This window comes from Niallia sp. FSL W8-0177 (genome assembly GCF_038006285.1).
GTDB classification, from domain to species: domain Bacteria; phylum Bacillota; class Bacilli; order Bacillales; family Cytobacillaceae; genus Niallia; species Niallia circulans_A.
This window is the reverse complement of the sequence record NZ_JBBOUX010000001.1, coordinates 4,128,745-4,154,529: the sequence shown is the minus strand read 5'-3', so window position 1 is coordinate 4,154,529 and position 25,785 is coordinate 4,128,745. Positions and strand designations below refer to the sequence as shown.

Sequence of the window (25,785 nt, the reverse complement as noted above, 5' to 3'; positions counted from 1 at the left end):
GGATAGTGGTTTATATGTCGACTAATCTCAATCTTTCATTTGAAGAGATGTGGGAGAAAATCATCAATTGTGATCGTAAATATGATGGGATTTTTTTTACCGCAGTAAAAACAACAAAAATATATTGCCGTCCTTCCTGCAAATCACGGAAGCCTAAAAAGAAAAATGTTGAATTTTACTATGATAGGAATGAAGCTGAAAAAGCTGGGTATCGTCCTTGCAAAAGGTGCCAGCCAGAAGTTGAGCATTCTCCTCATATTGAACTTGTCAGAAATATCATTACCTTCCTAGTCAATCATTATAAACAAAATTTGATATTAAAGGATATAGCAGCCCATGTCGGTTTGAGTCCCTTTTATTTGGAGCGATTGTTTAAAAAGGAAACTGCTGAAACCCCACGTGCTTATTTAGAAAAAATACGCATTGATAAAGCGGCCTACCTTCTCAAAAGCACTGCTATGACAAACCTAGAAATTTGTTATGAGGTGGGTTTCCAGAGTTCCTCTAATTTTTACAAAGTATTTAGAAGCATAAAAAACTGTTCTCCTAGTGAATATCGCAAGGGATACCAACATGAATTGGATTGATTATGAATCTTATATCGAGATTTATCCTCCAAAGGAATTTAATTTTGAAGAGTGTTTAGTTTTTTTAGGCAGATCCAATCAGGAAGTGCTTCATCGGATTGAAGAGGGATTTTTATACAAATTGATAAAAGTGAATGAATCGTTGATTTTATGTAAAGTTGGATCAATCGATCATGCCATAAAGGTCGAATTTCCATTGAATCCAGCATCCAATGACATACACAAAAAAGTGGCGGAGTATATTTGGGAATGGTTTGATTTGGATCAGGATTTGGAGAGCTTTTACCAAGTTGCAGATAAAGATAAAGTGTTAAGGCAGCTTACCCATAAATACCATGGTTTAAGGATTATGTGCATTCCTGACTTATTTGAGGCGGCCGTGTGGGCAATTATGGGTCAGCAAATTAATTTAACATTTGCCTATACCTTAAAGAAACGCTTCGTTGAAAAGTATGGCGAAAGCCTAACATTCCAAGAGGAAACATTGTGGTTATTCCCCTCATTTGAAAAAATTGCGTCTATCCATGTCGATGATTTAAGGGAACTTCAATTTACTACAAGGAAGGCTGAATACATCATTGGCATTGCTAAAGATATGCAAAGCGGCAAATTAACAAAAGAATTATTACTTATGAAGCAAGATAATTATCAAGTAAAAAAATCTCTTCTGTTGATAAGAGGGATAGGAGCATGGACGGCAGAGTATGTCATGATGAAATGCCTCCACTACACCTCCTCCTTCCCAGTTTCAGATGTCGGCCTTCATAATGCCTTAAAGAATGTATTAGAGCTTAAGAGTAAACCGACTATAGAAAAAACGAAAGAATTAGCAGAAGGTTGGAAAGGCTGGCAGGCATATGCAACTTTTTATCTTTGGAGGTCATTATATGACAAAAATATATAAATTAGATTATGAATCGCCGATTGGAATGATAGAAATAATTGGTACCCATGAAGCAATTATTTCTATTTTATTTTCTGAAGAGAATGATAAGAGTGTGAATTTATTACAACCAGAAACTCCTCTCGTTTTAATAGAATGCTATAACCAGCTCGACGAATATTTTAAAGGCAAGCGCCATGAATTTTCCATCCCATACCAATTGGAAGGAACAGATTTTCAAAGCGCGGTATGGAACGCTTTAATAAAAATACCGTATGCTGAAACGGGGTCCTATAAGGATATAGCCATGTCCATTGGGAATGCAAGAGCGATTAGAGCTATAGGAAGCGCAAATGGAAAAAACAAGTTAAGCATTGTCATTCCTTGTCACAGAGTAATCGGATCAAATGGGACATTAACTGGCTATGCAGGAGGTTTATGGAGGAAAGAATGGCTGCTTCAACATGAGAAAACGTATCACAGGTAATTGAAATGTTAATGATAATCCACACCAATCATTAAAGATTGGTGTGGATTTTTTATTTTTATTATAGAAGAGAGTAATAATAGTTCCTTTTATTACTCAATAGGGTGATGGTTTCAGCTATCATTTTTACTCCCCATTTTATTTGATGATCTTGTACTTGTGATATACATAAACGGATGAGATTATCCTTCTTGTAGTTGGTCAAGAACATTCTATCCGCATCATCAATTAATATCAGTTTTTCAGATAATAAAAAAGCTAGTCTTTTGGCTGATACATTTTCAGGTAAATAAATAGAGAGATAAAAACCGCTGTCCGGTTGCGTGTAATGTGTCCCCTCAGGAAGTAATTCTTCACAAGCACTTTTTAGTAATTGCATTCTATGAAAATAAACTTCTTTTATTTTTTTAATATGACTTTTATACATCCCGCTTTTTAAATAGATTTCTAACGCACCTTGTGAAAGGACGGAACTATTAAAGTCCGAACTAAATTTATAGCGTAAGAAGTTATTTATCATTATTTTTGGCAATACCACTCCAGCAATACGCAGCCCTGGAAGAAATACCTTTGAGAAACTTTTAATATAAATGACTCTTCCAGAAGTGTCATAAGAGAATAATGGATCAGATTTTTTGTTGCGGTCTAATTCACCCAAAAAGTCGTCTTCCACAATATAAACGTCATACTTATTTGCCAGCTCCACTATTTTTTTCTTCTCATTATTCGTATAAGAATGTCCAAGGGGGTTATGAAATCTTGGAATGATATAGAAAAACTTAATGTTATTATTTTTAAAAATATATTCAAGGCGGTCTAAATCGATACCGTTCATGGAGAGTTCTATCCCAAAGGTGGAAACTTGATGTATTTGCAGTGATTCAATCATGCCAAAATAGGTTGGCTGCTCAATAAGAATATTTTTTTTGCCGTTTGGAAAAGGGAGTGCTGTAAGCAGATGGATAGCTTGTTGCGAGCCTGAAACAATTACAACACGATCAGGATCGGTGAATACTTGTGAATCTTGAAGATTTTTAACTATTTCTGTACGTAAGGAGTAAAAGCCTTGATGATCTGAATAGGTGAATATATCCTTTTTGTATATTTCGATAGCTTGATTTAAGCAATGCTGAAATTCTAGATAAGGAATTAAATGGTTGTCTGGTCCAGCTGATAAAAAATCAACAATGGTAGAATCCTCGGCAGAGAGGGCAAATTCATTTACGATATAATAGCCGCTTTGAGGTATTGCATAAACTAAGTGTTCTTTTTCTAGCTCACTGTAAGCTTTAATCACAGTATTTTTACTACAGGAAAACGTTTCAGACAACTGGCGAACAGAAGGTAATTTACTACCAGCGGCAAGTGTCCCATTTGTAAGTTGATTCTTAATTTCCTCTACAATTTTTTTGTATTTTGTGCTCAAAATAATGGCCAACCTCCTCAAACTGTACCATGACAGATTTAGAAAATAGATATGTATATTTGGTTTCTGTATCAGGTATTATCTAAATTATAGCAAAACTGTCACTGTATATTTAGGTTTCTTAAGACAGAAAAAAATAGTAGGAGGAAAACGAATGGAAAAGGAAAAATTGGGGTTATTATTAGGCTTGGTGGGAGTAATTTGTTTTAGTTTAACCTTGCCAGCTACCAGTATTTCTGTTGAATATTTTGGTACTACCGTGGTTGGATTAGGAAGAACGGTTCTTGCAGCAATTATAGCTGGTATCGTGCTTGTTGTTGGAAAGGAGAGAGTTCCTAATCGGCAGCAATTTAAAAGTATCCTAATTGTCGCCATGGGCGCTGTCTTAGGATTTCCATTACTAACTTCATGGGCAATGCAAGCACTACCAGTTTCGCATGGAGCGGTTGAAGTGGCTTTATTGCCATTAGCTACAGCAGGGATTGCGATGTTAAGAGCTGGAGAAAAACCTTCAGTGAGATTTTGGATTGCCAGTCTAATCGGTGCCGGTGCCGTAATTTTTTATGCAGTTAATTTAGGTTTTGGCAAACTTCAGTTTGCAGATTTGGCACTTTTGACAGCAGTCATTATTTTAGGTTTTAGTTATGCCGAAGGGGGCAAGCTTTCCAAAGAAATAGGAAGTTGGCAAGTAATAGCATGGGCCATCGTTATTGGAGCGCCATTTTTCGTCATTCCAGTTGTAATGGATTTTTCTGTTGAAATGTTAACTGCCCCATTTCAAGCTTGGGTTAGCTTAATCTATTTAGCTATTGTAAGCCAGTTTTTAGCATACATTGTTTGGTATGGCGGCATGGCATTAGGAGGTGTTGCAAGGGTTAGCCAGCTTCAATATATACAACCTTTTATTATGATTATCTTTGCAACAATCTTTTTAGATGAGTCGATAACGCTTGTAACGATCGTAACAGCAATAATTGTAGTCGTTTCGGTAATCGTTGGGAAAAATACTCCGATATCAAAAAAGACATCACCCTCAGATAGAATAAAAAATATTGATTTAAGATAAATGAAAATATAAAGAATCAGTAAAAAGAAAAATGTGCGTTTTTTCTATTTTACGACGAAGTAGTTAATCTGATAATTTGATGCCCGGGAGGTGGATGATACTCACAACCTCCTTTTTAAAAAGAAACGCTGTTTTCGTAAACTTTGTTGTTTTTCTCATAGATGAAAGAGAACTCCGAGGGAAGTTCCCTTTCTAACTAGACTTTTTTAAATTTCTATTGTTCCAATGATAGTTTTAATACGTTCTTGCTCTTCGCCCTTATCTAAGTATTCGAAAAATCCCAGTCGATTACCCCAAGGGTCTGTGAAAGTTCCCCATTTCACTGGTACTTCAGGTCTTGAATGTATTTCAAAACTATCAATCTTTAATTCATCTATCAGTCTGTCTCTTTCAGCTTCAATGTTAGTAACTCCTAAACGTAAAGGTCCGTTACCCTCGGTAAGAGTTCCTTCTGCGACCTGCAACCAACAACCAGGAATGAGTTCCCACTCAGCAAATCCCTCGTGTGGAGTGAAATCAGGCTTCTTATTAAGCAGTGTTTCATACCACTTTTGCCCTTCTTCAATATTGGCAACTCTAACCTGAGTAGTCATTTCAAAAATCATCTATATCCCTCCTAAATATGTATTATCAAATATAATAATACATATTTAGAGATTAATTTTCTTTAGGTAATAGCCAATTTAGATTATATACATAATATAAAATCTCTTCATCTTCGATTTAACACATAATAGGATACCTCTCCACTTTTAGATAAAGCAGAAATAGTCTTTGCGCATGTTTTCAATTAGGTTATCTCTTTCTTAAGGTTCTATAGGACTTTAAGATCATCTTTTAATTTTCCTCACTTGTCTCTTTCGAATAATTACGTACAAAAAATAGGTGTTCTCCGCTGGATAAATAATCCACGTCACTAAAATATTGCATATCGTTATTTGCTATAATCCATATTAGTTTAGGCGAGAATCTCTTTTATTCTAATATTAAAATCTAGATAAAAAATGGCTTCCCTAACTTGAAAAAAATGGTTAATATATGGATGATTACATGTGGACACACAAAAAACATATCCATAGCTTAAGTTTAAGTTAGGAATAAACTGCCGCATGAAACAAAGGAGTATAACATGAGAAAACGCAGTATTACTGTCAAGTTATTCGCTGTAACGTCTATATTCTTTTTGGTGTTTTACGCCATGATTATGATATTTCAGCTAGTATTCTTTGACCGTTTTTATCAACATCATAAAACGAAAGAAGCAGCAAAGCATATCCATCAGTTAGCAGAAGGATATGAGCAAAATTCTTGGAGCGAAGCAGAACTGACAAAACAGACATTGTCCTACATAAAGAAGACAAAAAGCCCGTTGACGATTGTGGACACAGAAGGTTATCAGTTGGTACAAGATCCTTTTAATATCATGTTGGATACAGAGGATGGCAAAATTGTGGAAGTATCACTTTCATTACTCATCACAGATTATGGAAAACAAGTACAAGCATTGAATATTGCAAAGGGGGATACAGTGATTGTACAAGGGGAAACAGATGCTCTAGTTTCTTCAGTCATTTATCCATCTATTATTACGAAGAATAGCTCTAGTGTTGGGGAAAGTCAGGCCGAGAATGAAGTGACCATTAAAGGGAAGGTAAAAAGTATTTCGCTGCCTAAAGGGAAAGTGGCAAGTAGAGGGCTAGGAATTCTCTATGATGCACTATTGGAATGGTTCCCTCTTCAAGAGAAGCAGATAAAGCAGCTTTCCAGAGGAGAAAGCCTAAAGTTAGACTGGGTAGAGTCATGGAGTGGAAAACATTATTTAGTATTAATGGAGCCAATCAAGAAAGACGGAGAAATGCAAATTATGTTCTCTGTCACATCTCTTCAAGAAATCAGAGATACCAATGAATCGCTCCGAATATTTTATGTATATATCGGAATTGCTGGCTTTATTCTCATCCTTTTATTGTCGTTATTCTTCTCCCGTCTTGTTAGTAGACCACTGATTAAGCTGAATGAAATGGCAAAAAAAATGGTGCATCTAGACTTCTCATCGCTGAAACCGATTAAGCAGAAGGATGAGCTGGGGAGTCTGGCGAACAATATGCTTGTTATGGCGCAGAACTTGGATGTTGCATTAAATGGTTTGAAAGAAGCCAATGGAAAGCTGAAAGAGGATATGGAAAAGCGTCTGCAAATGGAGAAGGAGCAGCGTGAATTTTTCGAACATGCTTCCCATGAGCTGAAGACCCCTCTGAGTATTGTCAAAAGCTTTGCAGAAGGGCTGCAAGATGGAGTCAGTCCAGATAAACAGGATCACTATATAGAAGTAATTATTGAGGAATCAGAAAAGATGGAAGTGCTGATTAAAAATATGCTGGATTTGGCTAAGTTGGAGAACGGTGTAATCAAACTACGAAAAACATCTTTCTTGCTTAGTGAAATGATTGAGGATTTGGCAAATAAACTATTTTGTATAGCTAGAGAGAAAAATGTGGTAATTGAAATCATGCCGAAGAATGAACAGCATATTTTGGCAGATTATGAGTGGATGGAACGAGTAATGAAGAATCTTCTTATTAATGCGATCCGCCACAGCGAACCTGACTCTGTCATTAGAATTTGTATCGAATTGGATCAAGATAATGGCAACAGTGTGTTTCAAATCGAGAATACAGGTCCACAGATACCAGAAGAGCAGCTGGATAAAATCTGGAAACGTTTCTATCGAGCTGAATCTTCTCGCAGCCGAATGACTGGTGGTACAGGATTAGGATTGGCCATTGTTCAGCAAATACTCAGCCTGCATGGCTTTCATTATGGAGCAGAAAACATACCAGGCGGTGTACGTTTCTATATTCACTTTCGTTAATGGTAATAATTTCTTATAGGACACATGAAAGACATATAACCTTGTTAATATCTTTAAATTGGAAGGAAGATTCACGATGGGGAAGAAAGTATTGCTTGTCGAGGATGAAGTGAGAATTCGAGAAGTCGTAGCTGATTATTTTAAAAAGGACGGCTGGGAAGTGTATGAAACGGATAATGGCAGCAGTGCAATAGATTGGTTTGATGCCATATATCCTGATTTAGTTATTCTTGATATTATGATGCCACAAATGGATGGATTTGCTGTTACCAAGCAGGTTCGCATGAGCTCTGGCGTACCCATTATTTTGCTGACAGCGAAATCCAGTGATGATGATAAAATCCATGGCTTTGAACTTGGAGCTGATGATTATGTTACCAAGCCGTTCAGTCCAAAAGTGTTAGTAGCACGTGCTAATTCCTTAATGAAACGGGCAAAAGAGCATTATCTGCCGACTGGTCATATGATAAGCTTCGGTGAGGCAATTGTTAATACTAAGTCTCATCAACTTCAGCTTGCAGGTCAACAAGTCGAATTAACGCCAAAAGAATATGAATTATTAGTTTTCTTACTTCAGCATAAAAATAATGTCCTTTCACGTGAAACAATTTTGAATCATGTATGGGGATTCGACTTCGATGGTGATAGTCGAGTTGTGGATACACATATTAAAAAGCTTAGGGCTAAATTAAGCTTTGAATCCCATCATATCCGGACTGTTATTGGAACAGGCTATAAGTTTGAATAAAAGAAAGGAGAGAGAAGATGAATAAGCTTAAACAGTTGTATAGGCATACTGGCGTCCGGTTTGCTTTACAGACTTGTTTTTATTTGGCTATCCTCATTACCTTATTCTTGCTGTATGGCTTCCATACGGCCAATACAGGCAACTATATTTATAATGATTTCTAAATGGAGAAGATAATAAAATGAAACTTTTAACTCGTATTGCGCAGCATGCGGTAAAAAAATCAGAACAGATAGCATATCGTACAGAAGACCAGATGCTGACTTATGGATTGCTCTGGGATAAATCAAGAAGGCTGGCAAGCTTATTACACGCCATTAAGCTTAAGCGGCAGACGCCAATTGTAGTGTATGGACATATGGGAATAGATATGCCGGTATCGTTTCTCGCTTGTGTTCAAGCCGGCCATCCTTATATACCGGTAGATACATCGATTCCAATCGAACGGGTGCGTCTTATTGTCGAAAAATCTGGCGCTGGGGTGGTAATTAATACGACAACTAGCAAGCTGGATTTTGAAGGTGTTATAGTTTTACAGATGCTAGAAATGAATTTGGAACAAGTAGAGCATATTGGAGAAGAGTACTGGGTCCAAAGTGATGAGGTTTTTTATATCATTTATACGTCTGGCAGTACTGGAAATCCCAAAGGAGTTCAAATAACTGCAGCGAATCTACAATCCTTTACCGATTGGATGACAGGGGACTTTCCGCTAGGGGAAGGAAAGGTATTCTTGAACCAGGCTCCCTTTTCATTCGATTTGTCTGTAATGGACTTTTATCCAGCCTTACAGAGTGGGGGTACCATTCATACGCTGGAGAAAGAAGTAAGCAATAAACCGAAGCTTTTGTTTGAGAACTTAAGTCATTCGTCTATACAAATATGGACATCGACACCATCTTTTGTGCAAATGTGTTTTCCTAACCCAGATTTTAATCAAAAGATGCTTCCAGAGCTTGAACTATTCCTTTTCTGTGGGGAAGTACTGCCACTTGCTGTAGCCACGGAGCTGAAGGAGCGCTTCCCGAAAGCGAGAATTTTTAATACCTATGGACCTACAGAGGCAACAGTAGCGGTGACATCTATTGAAATTACGGAAGAATTGCTTGCAGAAGAGAAGGCTCTGCCAGTAGGCTATCCAAAATCGGATATGCGTGTTTTCGTTTTGGATGAATTAGATAATCCGCTCCCAGAAGGAGAAAAAGGTGAACTTATTCTTGCAGGGCCAAGTGTATCAAAAGGATATCTCGGTGAGCCGCAACTGACAGAAAAGGCATTTGGCATGATAAACGGAATGAATGCATATCGTACCGGAGACGCAGGGTTCATTCAAGACGGAGTGGTGTACTGCCAAGGAAGAATGGATTATCAGATTAAGCTGCATGGCTATCGGATGGAACTGGAAGAAATTGAATTCCACCTGAATCAGTCTGAATATATTAAGACTGCCATTATTATTCCTTATGCACCAAATGAAGAAATTGAATACTTGATTGCGGCAGTTGTTCCAGAGAATCATGACTTTGATAAGGAATTCAAACTGACTGCTGCTATTCGTAAGGATCTTGCCTTGCGCTTACCAGCATATATGATTCCTCGTAAATTTACGTATCATTCTTCTATTCCAATGACGATAAATGGAAAAGTAGACCGTAAGAAGATGAAGGAAGAGGTACTAGCATGACCCCGTATAGTTCTTTCCTTTTCTTTATTATTTTAGGTATCTTGCTACTGCCGACGATAATCCTCGGTATAAAGGGCAAGAACCTGCGTTTTTACAATGTATTTGTTTCTATTGTTGTACTGGCCATTATCTTTTCTAGTGGGAATGCAGGCTTTTTCTCATTAGTAGTTTTCACTATCCTTCAAGTAATATTGGTAAAAGGCTATATTCATTATCGCCAGAAAAAGAATAGTAGTCTCATATTTTATGTAATAAGCTTTCTATCCATTCTGCCTTTAATTTTATCTAAAGTCTTGCCTATTTTGGCAGTGGATAATTGGGCGAGTTTTCTAGGTATCTCTTATCTGACATTCCGAGCTGTCCAAATTATTATTGAAACAAGAGATGGATTGATTAAAAATCAGCTTTCGATTTTTCAGCTTGTTAATTTTATGTTATTTTACCCGACCATTTCATCTGGGCCGATTGACCGTTTCCGTCGATTTGAGAAGGATGAGAATAAGCGTTGGACACCAGAGGAATATAGAGAGCTGCTTTATAAAGGGATTAACAAAATCTTCCTTGGATTTTTGTATAAATTTATAATCGGCTATTGCATTAATGCATATTTCATCATGAATTTAACTTATATTTCAGATGGTAAGCTTTCTTATCACCTGCTATACATGTACAGCTATAGCCTATACCTATTTTTCGACTTTGCCGGCTATACGGCATTTGCAGTCGGAGTCAGTTATATAATGGGTATCCGGTCACCGGAGAACTTTAATAAGCCATTTATGAGCCGTAATATAAAGGATTTCTGGAATCGATGGCATATGTCTTTGTCATTTTGGTTCCGTGATTATGTGTTTATGCGCTTTGTTTTTTTAATAAAGAAGAAAAAATGGATAAAGAACAATATGCTCGTTTCAAATTTAGGGTATATTCTCCTGTTCCTTTTGATGGGCGTATGGCATGGATTAGAGATTCAATACATCATTTATGGAGCATATCATGCCCTGATGATGAGCGGTTTTAATTTCTTCGAGACTTGGAATAAAAAACATAAACGCTGGCCAACAGGAAAAGCGATGACAGTGGTTTCTATCATTATTACTTTCCATGTTGTTTGTTTCGGTTTTTATCTGTTTTCCGGCAAACCATTTCAATAAAAAGGGGATCTATATATGAATTTTAAAGAAAAAGTACTACAAGTTATTGCAGAAGTTTGTCAAGATGATGTGGTGAAAGAAGAGCTTGATTTGGATTTATTCGATTCAGGATTGATCGATTCGTTTGGGACTGTAGAATTACTTGTTAAATTTGAGGAACAACTTGAAATCAATGTACCAATTACAGAGTTCGACCGAGATACATGGAATACACCAAATGCTATCGTTGAACGTCTGAATGAGCTGAAATAATGAAGAAGAAATATTTATTTGGACCAATCATTCTTGCATTGGTCCTGTTTGCCGGGGTTGTATTTATACCCACATCATGGCTGGCTAAGCTAGTTCCTGCTGATCGGTTAGAGGAATCTGCAATCAGTTTAGAGCCAAATATGTTCCAAGGAACATATTTGCAAAATGAGATGCTCAAGCGTTCGACCTATGTTCCGATCTATGGCTCTTCGGAGTTGTCACGCTGGGATCCATTTCATCCATCCAATTATTTCGAAGTGAATTCCGCCCCATTCACACCTTATTTAATAGGAAAAGGCGGAATGACGTCAATTATTCATGATTTAAACTTTGCAACACATGCTGCTCAATTGAAGAACAAGCAAATGGTCATTATTGTATCGCCGCAATGGTTTGTAAAGCATGGTACAGATGAACAGCATTTTGCACCAAATTATTCTGCCCTGCAAGCGTACCAGCTTCCATTTAATAAGGATGTGGATGAGCAGGTGAAACGAAAATTGATGGAGCGTCTGATGACATATAGTGCGGTCAAGAACGATACGATACTCTATCAACTTTATGATGCTTATCTAAAAGACAAAAAGACATTGTTTAATATGTTATCCGTTCCTGCAAAGGGGTATATATCCATCCTTAAGAAAAAGGATTTATATTTTACGCTTTTGAAAGATAAACCAACCAATCGACATCAGTCAGCTAAAGTGAAGGATAAGACGTGGGAAGAATTACGTGCACAAGCTGATGCCTATGGCAAAAAACGGACACAGCATTCTCAATTTTACATTGATGATAAAGTATATAAGCATAAGAATGATTATATGAAGAGTATGAAAGGAAAGAACAAAGGTCATTCCTATGCTGAATCGCTGGAGTACGATGATTTTCAGCTGATGCTTGATATTCTAAAAAAGGCAGAAGCTGAACCGCTTTTTGTTATTATCCCAGTTAATGGTGCTTATTATGATTACACAGGCTTTCCTAAAAAAGGGCGGCAAGATTATTACAATCGTATAAAGAAACAGATAAGCGATAATGGCTTTAACTATGCTGATTACTCCGGCCATGAGCACGATCCCTATTTTATGAGGGATACGATTCATATTGGCTGGAAGGGCTGGGTTTATTTAAATGAGGATATGCAAAAATTTCTTGAATAGTATTAGGACGATTCACGTATGAAGTGGATCGTCTTCTTCTATTATTTCGGCAAGCGTATTTAGCAAATTTAGATGAGTGAATGAGAAAAATATTCATTTAAAATTGTCATTCTAAATATTCAAGGAGAATCAAGTTAAAAATAGCGTATAATAGGAGCTTACGGAAATAATAAAAGAATAATCCAAAATAAAAGAGGCTTTGTTATGAGTGAAAAAGGTTTTCATGCATTTAATTTAAGTAATCAAATAGTAAAAGCTCTAGATAGTTTAGAATATAAAAATCCAACAGAGGTTCAAAATAAAGTTATCCCCCTTGTGTTAGAGAAGATTGATCTCGTCGTAAAATCTCAAACAGGAAGTGGTAAGACAGCTTCCTATGGAATTCCTATTTGTGAATTAGTGGAATGGGAAGAGAATAAACCACAAGCGTTAATATTAACGCCAACAAGGGAACTTGCTGTTCAAGTCAAAGATGACTTTATTGATATAGGAAGACTGAAGAGGATTAAAGCAACAGCTGTATATGGAAAGCAGCCGTTTGCCATCCAAAAAACAGAATTAAAACAAAAAACACATGTAGTAGTTGGTACACCAGGTCGCGTATTAGATCATATCGAGAGAGGAACATTGACCTTAGAAAAAGTGAACTATCTTGTGATCGATGAAGCGGACGAGATGCTAAACATGGGATTTATTGAACAGGTAGAGGCAATAATCAAGGCTTTACCAAAAAAACGAGTAACTATGTTGTTTTCAGCAACGTTGCCGGAGGCAGTTAAAGAGCTATCGCAACGGTATATGAAAACACCTATTGACATTGAAATCAAGGCAAATGGACTGACTACCGATAAAATTGACCATACGCTTATAAAAGTAGACGAAAAAGAAAAATTCTCTCTTCTTCAAGCCGTAACGATTGTACAAAATCCTGATAGTTGTATTATCTTTTGTCGGACAAAAGATAGGGTGGACATGCTGAGTGACCAATTAACGGACTTAGGATATAACTGTGATCAAATTCATGGCGGGATGGTACAGGAAGATAGGCTAGATGTTATGAATGATTTTAAAAGAGGAGAATTCCGCTATCTAATTGCGACAGACGTAGCAGCAAGGGGCATTGACATTGATAATATCACCCATGTGATCAACTATGATATTCCTTTAGAAAAGGAAAGCTATGTTCATCGTACTGGAAGGACTGGACGGGCAGGTAAAAAAGGCAGAGCCATTACCTTCATGACTCCGTTTGAAGAGAAGTTTTTACAGGAGATAGAAGAATATATTGGCTTTAAAATTCCTATAATGGCTGTTCCTACAGAGGAGGAAATTGCCGATAAGCGGTCTGACTTTGAGGTAAAAAAGAATATCGAGCCGGCGATTAAAAAGGCAAAAAATGAAAAATTAAATAAGCATATTATGAAATTATACTTTAATGGCGGCAAAAAAAAGAAGCTTCGAGCAGTCGACTTTGTTGGAACAATTGCAAAAATAGATGGGGTATCAGCAGAGGATATTGGGATTATTACGATCATGGATACTTTTTCTTATGTAGAGATTTTGAATGATAAAGGACGAATCGTGCTCGAAAAGATGAAGAATACGCCGATAAAAGGGAAATCCTTGAAGGTATATGAAGCAAAGAAGGACTGACAAAGACTTTAGAACAGTTCGCAGTCAAGATTGTTAAAAAAAACGGAGCAGATTGAATACACATAGATTCTTATGGGAGCTGCGAGATAGTTCGAGATTCCCTTCAAACGAGGGCTCGCCCCATGGAAGGCAAAGTTTATTCAGTCTGCGGATGATTACTATATAAAAGGGTGGGAAAAATAACCACCTAAATTTCGACAAAAACTTTAAAAAGTAGTTTGACATTCATGCAAATAACACCTATATTAATAGAATGCAAAAAACTAAACTATCTGAATCTTTTCAAAAAATAGTTTAATTGGAGGTCATCTTATGGAACAACGTCAGCAATGGGGGTCACGCTATGGCTTTATCATGGCGGCTGTAGGCTCAGCAGTTGGTTTAGGAAATATTTGGAGGTTTCCAGCAGTTGCTTATGAGAATGGGGGAGGAGCATTTTTCTTACCTTATTTATTTGCGATCTTAACAGCAGGTATCCCAATATTAATATTAGAATTCACTATCGGACAAAAATTTCGTGGTTCCGCACCACTTTCTCTATTCCGTTTAAATAAAAAAGCAGAGTGGCTTGGCTGGTGGCAGTTGTTAATTGCCTTTGTCATCTGTACTTATTATTCTGTCATTGTCGCATGGGCTATTAAGTTCACTATTTATTCATTTGGGACCCAATGGGGTTCAAATCCGGAAAGTTTCTTTTTCAATGATGTTTTAAAGAGAGCAGATACAGCTGGAACGATTGGCGGGTTAGTTCCTGGTATTGTCATTCCAGTACTTTTTGTATGGGTTGTAGCGTTATTTGTATTGTATCGTGGAGTTTCTAAAGGCATTGAAAAATTAAATAGGATATTCCTTCCTGTTCTTATTGTGATGTTTTTGGTAATCGTTATTCGTGCCTTAACATTAGATGGAGCTGCCCAAGGCTTGAATGCTTTCTTTAAGCCAAACTGGGATATGATTTTGGACGGAAAAGTTTGGATTGCCGCATATGGGCAAATTTTCTTTTCTTTATCGATTGGTTTTGCCATCATGATTACTTATTCTAGCTATCTACCAAAAAAATCAGATATCAATAATAATGCGTTTATTACAGCATTTGCAAATTCTGGATTCGAATTATTAGCGGGGATCGGTGTTTTTGCTGCTCTTGGATTTATGGCTAACCAACAAGGTGTGGAGGTCCAAGATGTAGTCAGCAGTGGAATTGGACTAGCATTTGTGGTTTTCCCAAGCATCATCAATGAATTTCCTAGTATGAACGGATTATTTGGGGTATTATTTTTCCTTTCTCTTGTTTTTGCCGGTTTGACATCCATGATTTCAATCGTCGAAACCTTTATAGCAGGTGTGCAAGAGAAATTTAATGTATCAAGAACAAAAGCAGTATTAACAAGCGGAATTGCTGCAACAGTTATCTCCCTGCTTTTCGCAACAAATGGCGGTTTATATTTACTGGATGTAGTGGACTACTTTATTAATAACTTTGGAATTGTTACGGCAGGATTTGTAGAAGTAATCTTAATTGCATGGTTCTTTAGAGGATTAAACGGATTACAGTCACATACGAATGCTATTTCTGACTTGCGTATTGGTGCATGGTGGAAATTTTGTTTAAGTGTTATAACACCTATTGTTCTAGGCTATATGATGTTTGATAATATTCGCCAAAACTTAAGAGAAAATTATGGAGGATATCCAACAGAATTGATTCTGTCTGCCGGTGTGCTTGTGGTTGCGCTAAGCATCATTATTGGAGTTCTTCTATCCAGGAAAAAATGGAATGCGAAAATAGCTCTAGACAAAAATAAGGAGGTTGCTTAATATGTCAGCTAGTGCAATCACTATGATGATAGTGGGAATGATCATCCTCTGGGGTGGTTTAGCAGCCAGCATCTTTAACGTTGTAAGAGTATCTAAAAAGGCAAAATAATGACTAAAGGATTGGTCCATCATAGCGGCCAATCCTTTTTAAGTGAAGGAACAGTGAAGCTGTTTTGAAGGGTATATCAATTAGAAATCCGAACTTGTTTTCGCTGCTCTAGCCTTTGATAGATCAGTGCAACGATCATTGCGGGCAGACTGCAAGCGAGCATACCAAGAAAGGCATACCTTGGTTCTATTTCGTATAAAAAGCCTCCAAGTATGGTGAATACGGCAGTGCTCCAGCTTAGAGCCAGAGCTGAATATATCCCTTGTGCTTTGGGAATTTGTGCCTGTGAAATGTTGCTAATTAAGTATTTCATAAAGGCATAATGTCCCATTGCAAACGAAAAGGCATGTAAAGTTTGCGCCAGGCAGAAAACAATGACATTAGGAAACGCAAAAATGAATATCCATCGCAGAGAAGAACCCGCTGCTGCTACCGCCAATAACGTACCGACAGAGAACTTACTAAAGTGTTTATCTGCTATGGAAAAAAAGACGATTTCGGCAATGACGGCTATGTTAATGATTACTCCAATGAGATAAATAGGTGCGTGTATATCCTGAAGAAAAATATAGCCATAATTGTAATATGTAGCATGAGCTGCTTGAAGCAAAATGACAATAACAAGTACTAAAATGAAATGCTTGATGCGAAATAGTTGAGACAAACCTATTTTTTCTGTTGGCTTAATTTGTGGCTTTTTCGCTAAAATAGCAGGTGCATTCATAAAACTAAGACCTACGAACCCAATAATCCCTAGTAAGAGCGCCCAAAAAATGATCTCATCCCCAAACTTTCCGGTGAAAATAGTTAATATGACTCCTACTGAAACAAACCCAATAGATCCCCATTGGCGGCTTCTCCCATAGTGTTTTAATTGTTTATTCTGCACAAGGACACTTGCTGCGCTATCTAAAGCTGGCATTAAAGTTGGATAAAACAGATGTAAAATAACCGTTACGAGTAATAGACCGGAAAAAGAGTCTGTTAGCATATAACCACAAATAGAGACAAATGTGCCGACTCCCATGATATTTAATAACGATTTACTACTAAATTTCTCCGACAAATAAGGAAAGGCAAATAATGTTGACAGCCCTCTAGCGATTAAGCCAAGACTCATAATGAAGCTGGCTTGTGAGACGGAGATTCCTTTTGTATAAATTAACCAGCCAGACCAATAAGGCAGGAATATTCCCCAAGTCATAAAAAAACTAAAAAAACGTGTACTCATCCATCGTTGTGTATTCATTCTTATCCTCCTCATTCATTAGCATGGTATCATAGAAGTAAAGATAAATAATAGGAGATATCTCTTATTTATGGAGGCAGAAGATGCAAATTTACAAAGAAGATAAAAAGCAGCAATTTTTAACAAGGACTTCAATTGCTGATCTATTTTCTTTCCAAGTAGAAGAATATATAGAAATTCATGAATATCAGCGGGATGAATGGATTATAAAAGAAGGAATGAGACCGGATTATTTATTTTTTGTAATGGAAGGAAAAGCGAAAATATATGTAACACATCAAAATGGAAAGGTATCTTTAATAAATTTCATTAATGCAAATGATTATATTGGCGAAATGGAATTACTGCATGATGTGTATTATACAAAGGGCATACAAGCATCAACTAAAGTTATTTGTTTTGCTCTTCCATTTTATTATTACCGAACAAAATTATTGGAGGATGCTAAGTTTTTGCGTGAGCTTACAAGGTTTTTAAGTGAAAAGGCAACAGTAATGGCAGCTAAGTATTCGCAAACTCTCGCTTTTCCCCTTGAAAATAGACTTGCAGATTTTATCTTGCAAACGGCAGACAATGGAATTTATAAGGAGAAACATGTAATTGTTTGTGATTATTTAGGGGTATCCTATCGCCATTTGTTATACATGCTTACAAAATTTTGTGAAAAACAATATTTACAAAAGGACGGAAGGAATTATCAAATAAAGGAATATCAGTCTTTAAGGAAACTTGCAGAGGCGTTAAAGAATAAATAATTCACAGGAAAAATTTTTTTAACAAGACAGGGTGAAATTAAATAAGGAAAAAACTAGAAAGGAAAAACGTGTTGACGAATCTTGCCAAAATACGGTACTATTAAAATTAATTGAATAAGACCTCACTTTTTTACAGTGAGGTAGAGGCGCGATATTTAACAGTCTTTAGTGGAGTTTGAGAAGCTATGATGCTAAGGAGAAGGAAATGTCGCCGAAGTTTGTAATATTTCTCCGTATTACATGCTGGGTCTGTAGTTAAGAGCTGCAGGACTGTCTCAATAAACGCCTAGTTTATTGAGTTGTGCTATCTCATTTGGGATAAAGAGAGGACTTTAGGGCTATTGCATATACTACGACCTGAGTTGATCTCAGGTCGTTTTTTTGTTTTAGTAGATTGAAAGAAAAATAGGAGGAGAGACAACATGAGAAACAAATTATTAATGATGATGGTTTTAATGGTCTCAGCCATTCTTTTATTGGCAGGCTGTGGAACAAGCGATAAGTCAGCTTCTGGATCATCAGATGACAATACATTTAGAGTAGGACTGGAAGCGGGATATGCTCCTTTTAACTGGACACAAAACACTGATTCTAATGGAGCTGTTAAAATCAAAGGGTCTTCAGAATATGCTAGTGGATATGATGTGGAAATTGCTAAAAAAGTGGCTGAAGGTCTTGGAAAAGAATTAGTCATTGTGAAAACAGAATGGGACGGGCTAGTACCAGCGTTAGTTTCAGGGAAAATAGATGCTATTATAGCAGGGATGTCACCAACTGCAGAACGTAAAGAAACAGTTGACTTTTCAGATAGCTATTATAAATCAAATTTAGTAATGGTAGTGAAAAAAGGCAGCAAGTATGAAAAGGCTACTTCTATCCAGGATTTTAAAGGAGCTAAAGTTACGGCACAGCTAAATACCTTTCACTATTCTGTCATTGACCAAATTGAAGGGGTAGAAAAAAAGACAGCAATGGATAACTTCCCAGCTATGAGGGTTGCTTTAGAATCTGGTGTTATAGATGGCTACGTATCAGAACGTCCTGAAGCAGTTAGTGCATCAACTGCAAATGATAAATTTGCAATGGTTGAATTTAAGGAAGGATTTAAAACATCAGAAGAAGACACATCCATTGCTGTAGGGCTGCAAAAGGATAGTGATTTAACAGAGAAGATTAATAAAATCTTAGCAGATATCCCAGAGGTAGAACGTACAAGCTTGATGGATAATGCAATCAAAAATCAACCAGCAGCAGAATAAAAAAGAAAAAAACCGGCTGTATATCTTTATACAGGCGGTTTTATATAGTAAGTGAGGAGAAAAAATGAGTCTTGAGTGGATCGTTAAAATAATATCAGAAAACTGGCCGATGTTTCTTCGTGGTGCTGGGTTAACGCTTATCATTGCCTTGATAGGGACCATTATTGGAGCTGCTATAGGATTGATTGCGGGAGTTATCCGCACTATTCCAACACCGGAACGCGGCATAAAAAAGTTTATTTTAAAAGTAATTAATATCATCCTGTCTATCTATATTGAATTCTTCCGTGGAACACCAATGATTGTTCAAGCAATGGTGATTTATTATGGTTCTGCGCTAGCATTTGGTATAGACATGAATGTTTTTGCTGCAGCAATCATTGTAGTCTCCATTAATACAGGTGCCTATATGGCAGAAATCGTTCGAGGGGGAATTATTTCTGTTGATAAAGGGCAGTTTGAAGCAGCACATGCGATTGGAATGAATCATGTGCAGACAATGTGGAACGTTGTATTGCCACAGGTCATCCGTAATATTTTACCTGCAACTGGTAACCAATTTGTTATTAATATTAAGGATACATCTGTATTAAATGTTATCTCTGTTACCGAATTATATTTTGTAACAAAATCAATTTCTGGAAATAACTTTAAGTATTTTGAATCATTCTTTGTAGCTTGTCTAATTTACTTTGTAATGACCTTTATTGTTACGAGAATATTGTTATATATGGAGAGAAAGTTAGAAGGGTCCGATAGCTACACTGTTATCGGAACAGATGCACAACCATTAAGGGGTAAACTAAAATAAGGAAGAAGGTGAATAAGGTTGGACAACAAAATTATTGATATCAAGCATTTGAATAAATCCTATGGGAAACATGAAGTATTAAGAGATATTGATTTTTCTGTTAATAAAGGAGAAGTAGTTTCGATCATCGGTTCCTCTGGTTCTGGTAAATCAACGCTTCTTCGGTGTATAAATCTATTAGAAAAGCCAAGTGGCGGGGAGATACTCTACCATGGCGAAAATATACTGGATGAGAAACATGATGTTGCGGTCTACCGAAAAAATTTAGGAATGGTATTTCAGCAATTTAACTTATTTAACAATCATAACGTACTGAACAATTGTGTAGTAGGACAAATAAAAGTTTTAAAACGCTCCAAGGAAGAGGCCGAAAAGGTAGCAATGCATTACTTAAATGTTGTGGGAATGGACAAGTATATTAATGCAAAGCCAAAACAATTATCAGGCGGTCAAAAGCAGCGTGTGGCAATCGCAAGAGCCTTATCCATGAATCCTGATGTGATGCTATTTGATGAACCTACATCAGCTCTTGATCCAGAAATGGTAGGAGAAGTATTAAAGGTTATGAAAGAGCTCGCACATTCTGGCCTAACGATGATAGTGGTAACACATGAAATGGAGTTTGCAAAGGAAGTGTCAGACAGGGTTATCTTTATGGACAAGGGCGTTATTGCGGAAGAAGGAAGTCCGGAACAAATCTTCCACCATCCTTCACAAGAACGTACGAAGGAATTCCTAAAGCGCACCATTGTACAACCACAAGTTAGCTTATAATACTTGCATGGAAAGACTTGTTAAAGTGGGGTCTCTTTTGTAAGTCATCTGTAAAAGAATCGGATGCAATCAGTATAATTTTCTAATGTCTTCTATGATGAGAAATAGGTTCCGATGATTTAAAGAGAAAAATGGTGATTTCTAGCATGACAGCAGCAGTGACAAGGTGGAGTAGATAGCATAACTAGATAAAGAGAAGTCAATGGGCTTCTCTTTTTTTATGGCCATTTATATATGGAATTATAGTTTCGATGTTATTTTTGTATAATAATTTAATGATGTTTTTCATATTGGATGAGTCAATTTTATTTTTAAATAAATAGTTAATTATAAATAAGGTTTATAAAAAAATGGAATCTTTAATTATATCAATATACATCAATAAGTCCATTTACCTATATATATAATGGTATAATAGTTATAAATATACATTTTCTAACAAACAAGGAGAGACTCATTATGCTCTTATTAGGAAAGAAAAAGGAAGAATTATATTTTTCCTCTTTAGGAACCATACAAGTTGATTTTAATTTGCCCAAAGAATTACAAACCCAAATTGAAATGATTGGATTAACAGAGCTAGATGTGAAGCGATTATTTGTTTTGCAGCCAATTATAGAAAGAGAAGCACAGCAACTAGTAGATTCATTTTATGAAACTATTGGGAAGGAACCTTCCTTAATTACAATTATTAATACCTATAGCAATGTTGAAAAACTTGGAAAAACATTATACCACCATATTAAAGAAATATTTTCTGGGAAGGTAAATGAATCTTACGTCATGCAGAGAAAAAGAATTGCCCATGTCCATGTCAAAATCGGATTAGGAACGAAGTGGTATGTTAATGCCTTTCAACAGCTGCTGAATACAATTATAGAAGTTTTCTACAAAGAAATTCAAAATAAAGCGGAATTATTTGAAGCTGTTCGTTCTCTCCAAAAAATCTTTAGTCTAGAACAACAACTGGTATTAGAATCCTATGAATTAAGGGAAGAATCTCTTCGTAAAGTAAAGGAATCAGAAAAAGAAAAAATACAGGGAACGATGAGAGAAACAGCTCATGAGTTATCAGCAATTTCGGAAGAAACAAGTGCCTCATTAAAAGAGCTCATCAGCCAATTTGAAAAAATCCAAATACTCACTAAAGATGGCGGACAAGCCATTCAAATAGTAGAAAAATTGTCCGAAGACGGGAAAATCAGAATGGGTCAAGAAAAAGAGTCTGCGAGCTCGATAAAAAATCAGATTTTTGTTCTGCAAGACGAAATCAGCAAAATGAGTATGGTTAGTCAAAGGATTGATAGTGTAGTAGATGTAGTAACTTCTATTGCCAATCAGATCAATCTTCTGGCTTTAAACGCATCGATTGAATCAGCTCGTGCAGGAGAACACGGCAAAGGATTTGCTGTTGTAGCAGGAGAAATTAGAAAATTATCGAGTTTGACTAAACAATCTACGGAAGAAATTGGTTCCTTAGTGAAGGATATTTCTCAACAAGTTAAACAAGTACATGCTTCGGTTACCGATTTTAATCAGGGTATCGTAGAAAACCAAAAAATCACGGAAGAAACAATCGAATTTTTTAATCAAATTGTCCAGGCAGTTCAACAATCAAAAGAAAAAACAGAAATAATATTTACCGAGATAAAAAACAGTGATTTAATTGTCAATCAACTTTATCAAGCAACAAATGAAATAACTCATTCAGCTGAAATGTTAGCTAACTAAATAAATAAATGAATTGGAATAGGAAATTTTAGCAAGAAATCAAAATAAATTATAGGAAAAGGTAAACAATAATTTAACTAGAAGATAACTGGTTGTATGTCACTGCTTTAATGAGTGAATGAGAAAGGTATTATGTCATAAAGTGTTGAATATAAGGATAACATCTCTTTTATACGAAAGTAGCTTTAGCAGATGGCAGCTATTCGTAGAGAAAAGGATACTATTTTAATTATGGAGGCACTGAATGAAACAACTCTATATGAAGTAAAAGATTTTTAGCCTTAATGAAAAATTTACAGTCAAGGATCAACAGGAAAAAGATGTTTATTATGTGGAAGGAAGTTTTTTTAAAATCCCTAAAACCTTCTCCATAAAGGATACAAGTAATAATCAAATTGCCCTAATTACCAAAAAGGTCTTTAGCCTTTTACCGAAATTTTATATCGAAATCAATGGGGAAAATGTTTTAACGATTAACAAAGAGCTTTCTTTCTTTAAAGCACGTTACACCATTGATGCTGCTGGCATTGAAGTAAGTGGGAATTGGTGGGATATGGATTTCCGTGTTTTTCAGAATGAGGAAGAAGTAGGCAGGGTGAGCAAAGAGTGGTTTACCTGGGGAGATAGCTATAAAGTGCAGATACTGAAGGAAGAAACAGAAGCAATACTCATTGCTTTGGTTGTTGCAATTAATTGTGTAAAGGCGGACCAAGCAGCTGCATCTTCTGCCTCTGTAGATTAATGAAAAGGGAAGCATAGGGTGCTCCCTTCTTTTTGTTATAATAATATTTTTAAAGACAAATTAACCAGTGGAGGAATAAAATAATGAGCACCTTGCCTAATTGCCCAAAATGCAAATCTGAATATACATATGAAGATGGAACTTTTTTAGTTTGTCCGGAATGTGCACATGAGTGGATATTCAATAGCAATATAGAGGAAAATGATGATAGCAAAGTTATCAAAGATGCAAATGGAAATGTTTTGAATGATGGAGATACCGTTACGGTTATCAAGGATCTTAAAGTAAAAGGGAGTTCATCAGTTTTAAAACAAGGAACAAAGGTAAAAAGTATTCGCTTAGTAGACGGCGATCATGATATTGATTGTAAAATTGCAGGGTTTGGAGCAATGAAATTAAAATCGGAATTTGTGAAGAAAATATAGACTTTTAAGGCCAAGGCAGTCAAAAGACGGTTCTACTGAGAGCAATTAATATAATTGTCATCGGTAGAACCGTCTTTGTGCGCTTATTTCAAAAAAAGATAAATATAATATTTCCACTAAAAAAAGATAGGATTATTGATAATAAAGGTCTATTTCATTCCAAAAAGACTTCTGTCTTTGCTTCAATCCGTCTCTTTATTCCAGTTCATATTTAGTTCATATTTATAATTTATTATCACTACATAAGATGAAAGAGGGAGGATTTACTTTGAATCAAGTGACTAATAATAAAAAGATTATAGATAGTAGAGAACTGGCTGTGGAAGCGGAAGGGCTGGTAAAGGTATTTGGCGATAATCGCGCTGTAGATGGTGTGGATTTACAGGTTCGCACAGGTTCTATTTATGGGGTGCTTGGTCCTAATGGAGCAGGGAAAACAACTACGATTAGAATGCTCGCAACTTTGTTGAAGGCAGATGCAGGTTCTGCAAAGATTTTCGGCTACGATATAGGAAAGGAGCCACAGCAAGTTCGCCAATTAATTGGTGTAACAGGTCAGTATGCGTCTGTTGATGAATCCCTAAGCGCAACAGAGAACTTAATCATTTTTTCTCGGTTATTAGGTTTAGGGCGTATCGAATCAAAACGTAAAGCAATGGAATTATTAGAAGAGTTTGGCTTAACAGAAGCAGCAAAACGTCCATTGAAAAATTTTTCAGGAGGAATGCGGAGACGACTGGATTTAGCTGCAAGCCTTATTGCACAGCCGCCACTTATTTTTTTAGACGAACCAACTACTGGACTTGATCCACGAACGCGTAATCAAATGTGGGAGACAATCAGGAAATTAGTAAAAGGGGGATCAACAGTCCTGCTGACAACACAGTACTTGCAAGAGGCAGATGAACTTGCAGATCGAGTTGCGGTCATCGATCATGGAAAAGTGGTCGCAGAAGGTACAGTGAATGAGTTGAAGGGGTCTATCGGGACTTCCTCCTTACACTTAAGTATTCAAAATGAACAAAATATGCAGGAAGCTCGCCTGATTGTGGAACGTGTGCTTAACGTTCAATCAGCTGTATCAGCAGAAGGTGGAAAAATTACAGCGCCAATGGCTGATGCGGATAAAGTAACCGATTTGCTTATGACATTAAAGACAGCTGGCATTCCATTGGCTGAATTAAGTGTGCAAAAGCCAACATTAGATGAAGTATTTCTAGCTATTACTGGTTCTAATGCAAATGTAGATAAATCTAGTAAAGGGGAGGGATTAGTATGAGCAGTACTACATTAAAACCAACCAGAGAACAAAAAGTTTACAGAAACTCCACTTTTCGTCAAGCAGTGCGAAATTCATTAACAATGGCCTATAGAGGTTTGCTTAAGATAAAGCGTACACCTGAACAATTATCAGATGTTACCTTACAGCCGATTCTTTTTACTCTTATGTTTACGTATATTTTTGGCGGAGCTATTTCTGGCAATGTGCAAAACTATTTACCGATTATTATTCCGGGAATTCTCGTTCAAACTGTTATTACAACATCAGTGGTAACAGGTGTCCAGCTCAGGGAGGACATGGATAAAGGAGTGTTTGACCGCTTTAAGTCTTTGCCGATTGCCAGAATTGCTCCTTTAGCAGGAGCATTGCTTGCTGATACTATTCGCTATACCATTGCCACAACTCTTACGTTTACGATGGGATATATTATGGGTTATCGACCAGATGGTGGTATAGGCTTTGTGATCTTGGCAGGAATTCTTGTTATTGTTTGTTCTTGGGCAATCAGTTGGATCTTTGCTTTCTTGGGTGTTATTTCACGAACTGCTTCTAGTGTACAAGGAATTTCTATGATTGTCTTGTTTCCATTAACATTTCTGTCCAATGCCTTTGTTCCAGCAGACACAATGCCTAATTTCCTTCAGTGGTTTGTAAAAATTAATCCTATCTCTCACTTAGTTACAGCAGTTAGGGATCTAACAAACGCAGGAACAATTGGCTTAGATTTCACAATCTCTCTTATTGGAGCAGCCGTAATAGTAGCTATTTTTGCACCGATTACCGTACGTGCTTATATGAGACGCGCATAATTTTTTGAAGGATTAAATGGTAGAATAAAGAATAATCTATGAAGAAGAA

Annotated in this window: 26 protein-coding genes and 1 riboswitch; of the genes, 23 read left to right on the top strand and 3 right to left on the bottom strand. The window is 36.5% G+C overall.

Annotated elements, in window-relative coordinates; genetic code table 11:
• The first annotated feature begins 14 nt into the window (after positions 1-14).
• From NST77_RS20140 to NST77_RS20130, 3 genes are read left to right on the top strand one after another with little or no spacing between them, the layout of a single operon-like run.
• A complete protein-coding gene (locus NST77_RS20140) occupies positions 15-587 on the top strand; it encodes a bifunctional transcriptional activator/DNA repair enzyme AdaA (protein ID WP_171510377.1) in 573 nt (190 codons plus the stop codon).
• Positions 574-1,491: a DNA-3-methyladenine glycosylase family protein gene (locus NST77_RS20135; RefSeq protein WP_123258595.1), complete on the top strand. Its 918-nt coding sequence runs from the start codon at positions 574-576 to the stop codon at positions 1,489-1,491. Before NST77_RS20140 ends, NST77_RS20135 begins: the two co-directional genes overlap by 14 nt.
• Entirely contained in the window at positions 1,475-1,957 is a 483-nt protein-coding gene (locus tag NST77_RS20130; protein ID WP_171510228.1) for a methylated-DNA--[protein]-cysteine S-methyltransferase, read from the top strand. Before NST77_RS20135 ends, NST77_RS20130 begins: the two co-directional genes overlap by 17 nt.
• 61 nt (positions 1,958-2,018) lie before the next feature.
• Here NST77_RS20130 and NST77_RS20125 read toward each other — a convergent pair whose 3' ends face one another.
• Positions 2,019-3,383 (bottom strand): aminotransferase-like domain-containing protein, encoded by a 1,365-nt coding sequence (locus tag NST77_RS20125; protein ID WP_341123457.1) that lies wholly within the window; start codon positions 3,381-3,383, stop codon positions 2,019-2,021.
• A 154-nt stretch (positions 3,384-3,537) separates the two neighbouring features.
• Here NST77_RS20125 and NST77_RS20120 point away from each other — a divergent pair, with 154 nt between their 5' ends.
• Positions 3,538-4,449 (top strand): DMT family transporter, encoded by a 912-nt coding sequence (locus NST77_RS20120; protein ID WP_171510226.1) that lies wholly within the window; start codon positions 3,538-3,540, stop codon positions 4,447-4,449.
• Positions 4,450-4,655: 206 nt separating this feature from the next.
• Here NST77_RS20120 and NST77_RS20115 read toward each other — a convergent pair whose 3' ends face one another.
• Positions 4,656-5,054, bottom strand: coding sequence for a VOC family protein (locus tag NST77_RS20115; protein ID WP_123258591.1), 399 nt, complete (start codon positions 5,052-5,054; stop codon positions 4,656-4,658).
• A 524-nt stretch (positions 5,055-5,578) separates the two neighbouring features.
• Here NST77_RS20115 and NST77_RS20110 point away from each other — a divergent pair.
• The 10 genes from NST77_RS20110 to NST77_RS20065 all read left to right on the top strand — a co-directional run bounded on the left by NST77_RS20110 (position 5,579) and on the right by NST77_RS20065 (position 15,899).
• Positions 5,579-7,321 (top strand): sensor histidine kinase, encoded by a 1,743-nt coding sequence (locus NST77_RS20110; RefSeq protein ID WP_341123456.1) that lies wholly within the window; start codon positions 5,579-5,581, stop codon positions 7,319-7,321.
• Positions 7,322-7,397: 76 nt separating this feature from the next.
• The gene (locus NST77_RS20105) at positions 7,398-8,069 is read left to right on the top strand and encodes a response regulator transcription factor (protein ID WP_095329333.1); all 672 of its coding nucleotides are present in this window, start codon (positions 7,398-7,400) and stop codon (positions 8,067-8,069) included.
• A gap of 17 nt (positions 8,070-8,086) precedes the next feature.
• Positions 8,087-8,233, top strand: coding sequence for a teichoic acid D-Ala incorporation-associated protein DltX (locus NST77_RS20100; protein WP_095329334.1), 147 nt, complete (start codon positions 8,087-8,089; stop codon positions 8,231-8,233).
• 17 nt (positions 8,234-8,250) lie between these two features.
• Complete coding sequence (gene dltA, locus NST77_RS20095) at positions 8,251-9,753, top strand: D-alanine--poly(phosphoribitol) ligase subunit DltA (RefSeq protein WP_123260222.1); 1,503 nt, start codon at positions 8,251-8,253, stop codon at positions 9,751-9,753.
• Entirely contained in the window at positions 9,750-10,907 is a 1,158-nt protein-coding gene (gene dltB / locus NST77_RS20090; RefSeq protein ID WP_171510224.1) for a D-alanyl-lipoteichoic acid biosynthesis protein DltB, read from the top strand. Before dltA ends, dltB begins: the two co-directional genes overlap by 4 nt.
• A 15-nt stretch (positions 10,908-10,922) precedes the next feature.
• Positions 10,923-11,159: a D-alanine--poly(phosphoribitol) ligase subunit DltC gene (dltC, locus tag NST77_RS20085; RefSeq protein WP_095329337.1), complete on the top strand. Its 237-nt coding sequence runs from the start codon at positions 10,923-10,925 to the stop codon at positions 11,157-11,159.
• Positions 11,159-12,319, top strand: a complete 1,161-nt coding sequence (gene dltD, locus NST77_RS20080) for a D-alanyl-lipoteichoic acid biosynthesis protein DltD (protein ID WP_095329338.1) — start codon at positions 11,159-11,161, stop codon at positions 12,317-12,319. Before dltC ends, dltD begins: the two co-directional genes overlap by 1 nt.
• 204 nt (positions 12,320-12,523) lie before the next feature.
• Positions 12,524-13,972: a DEAD/DEAH box helicase gene (locus tag NST77_RS20075; protein WP_095329339.1), complete on the top strand. Its 1,449-nt coding sequence runs from the start codon at positions 12,524-12,526 to the stop codon at positions 13,970-13,972.
• Positions 13,973-14,284: 312 nt separating this feature from the next.
• The gene (locus NST77_RS20070) at positions 14,285-15,790 is read left to right on the top strand and encodes a sodium-dependent transporter (RefSeq protein WP_163187303.1); all 1,506 of its coding nucleotides are present in this window, start codon (positions 14,285-14,287) and stop codon (positions 15,788-15,790) included.
• Between the two features lies 1 nt (position 15,791).
• A complete protein-coding gene (locus NST77_RS20065) occupies positions 15,792-15,899 on the top strand; it encodes a methionine/alanine import family NSS transporter small subunit (RefSeq protein ID WP_123258587.1) in 108 nt (35 codons plus the stop codon).
• 76 nt (positions 15,900-15,975) lie between these two features.
• Here NST77_RS20065 and NST77_RS20060 read toward each other — a convergent pair whose 3' ends face one another.
• Positions 15,976-17,148, bottom strand: a complete 1,173-nt coding sequence (locus NST77_RS20060; protein WP_163187305.1) for an MFS transporter — start codon at positions 17,146-17,148, stop codon at positions 15,976-15,978.
• An 83-nt stretch (positions 17,149-17,231) separates the two neighbouring features.
• Between NST77_RS20060 and yeiL the strand changes: the two genes are divergently transcribed.
• From yeiL to NST77_RS20015, 9 genes are all read left to right on the top strand, one after another.
• Positions 17,232-17,903: a transcriptional regulator YeiL gene (gene yeiL / locus NST77_RS20055; RefSeq protein ID WP_123258585.1), complete on the top strand. Its 672-nt coding sequence runs from the start codon at positions 17,232-17,234 to the stop codon at positions 17,901-17,903.
• A 133-nt stretch (positions 17,904-18,036) separates the two neighbouring features.
• Positions 18,037-18,218: riboswitch (Lysine riboswitch) on the top strand.
• Between the two features lie 107 nt (positions 18,219-18,325).
• A complete protein-coding gene (locus NST77_RS20050; RefSeq protein ID WP_163187309.1) occupies positions 18,326-19,162 on the top strand; it encodes a transporter substrate-binding domain-containing protein in 837 nt (278 codons plus the stop codon).
• Between the two features lie 64 nt (positions 19,163-19,226).
• Positions 19,227-19,973: an amino acid ABC transporter permease gene (locus NST77_RS20045; RefSeq protein WP_163187311.1), complete on the top strand. Its 747-nt coding sequence runs from the start codon at positions 19,227-19,229 to the stop codon at positions 19,971-19,973.
• An 18-nt stretch (positions 19,974-19,991) separates the two neighbouring features.
• Positions 19,992-20,747 carry an amino acid ABC transporter ATP-binding protein gene (locus tag NST77_RS20040; RefSeq protein WP_095329345.1) on the top strand — a complete coding sequence of 252 codons (756 nt, stop codon included), beginning with the start codon at positions 19,992-19,994 and terminating at the stop codon, positions 20,745-20,747.
• A gap of 459 nt (positions 20,748-21,206) precedes the next feature.
• Positions 21,207-22,478: a protoglobin domain-containing protein gene (locus NST77_RS20035; RefSeq protein ID WP_163187313.1), complete on the top strand. Its 1,272-nt coding sequence runs from the start codon at positions 21,207-21,209 to the stop codon at positions 22,476-22,478.
• Positions 22,479-22,749: 271 nt separating this feature from the next.
• Positions 22,750-23,220, top strand: a complete 471-nt coding sequence (locus tag NST77_RS20030; protein ID WP_286167765.1) for an LURP-one-related/scramblase family protein — start codon at positions 22,750-22,752, stop codon at positions 23,218-23,220.
• Between the two features lie 83 nt (positions 23,221-23,303).
• Positions 23,304-23,645, top strand: coding sequence for a zinc ribbon domain-containing protein YjdM (locus NST77_RS20025; RefSeq protein ID WP_163187315.1), 342 nt, complete (start codon positions 23,304-23,306; stop codon positions 23,643-23,645).
• A 247-nt stretch (positions 23,646-23,892) separates the two neighbouring features.
• A complete protein-coding gene (locus NST77_RS20020) occupies positions 23,893-24,924 on the top strand; it encodes an ATP-binding cassette domain-containing protein (RefSeq protein WP_445668910.1) in 1,032 nt (343 codons plus the stop codon).
• Complete coding sequence (locus tag NST77_RS20015) at positions 24,921-25,736, top strand: ABC transporter permease (RefSeq protein ID WP_341123454.1); 816 nt, start codon at positions 24,921-24,923, stop codon at positions 25,734-25,736. Before NST77_RS20020 ends, NST77_RS20015 begins: the two co-directional genes overlap by 4 nt.
• The last annotated feature ends 49 nt before the right edge of the window (positions 25,737-25,785 follow it).